Origin of the sequence: Bacillus sp. 17RED48 (assembly GCF_019837545.1) — a bacterium.
In the GTDB taxonomy this organism is placed as follows: Bacteria; Bacillota; Bacilli; order Bacillales; family Bacillaceae_G; genus Bacillus_A; species Bacillus_A wiedmannii.
Window position 1 is genome coordinate 1 of the sequence record NZ_JADAXG010000068.1, and the last position, 215, is coordinate 215.

At 34.4% G+C, this 215-nt stretch carries 1 protein-coding gene; it reads right to left on the reverse strand.

Features of this window, described 5'->3' with window-relative positions; all coding sequences use genetic code 11:
* Window positions 1–215, reverse strand: a 215-nt coding sequence (locus ILT06_RS32830; protein ID WP_483861610.1) for a recombinase family protein, incomplete at both ends; no start/stop codon positions are given.

Here is a 215-nt window from a genome sequence, read left to right on the forward strand (position 1 = left end):
AGCAAAGATAAAAATTGATCTTCCATTAATCGGCCCATATCACCCATCTCACGAAATTTCCGACTATCAAACAGGGTTTCATTTTCTAAAACTACGATATCAGCTTGTAATTCTCTTGTTATATACTTCCATTCTGAAATTACCTCATCATAATTGCGGCCCATACGATCTAAGGCATCTATGTAAACAATATCACCTGTACTTAATATTTTTCG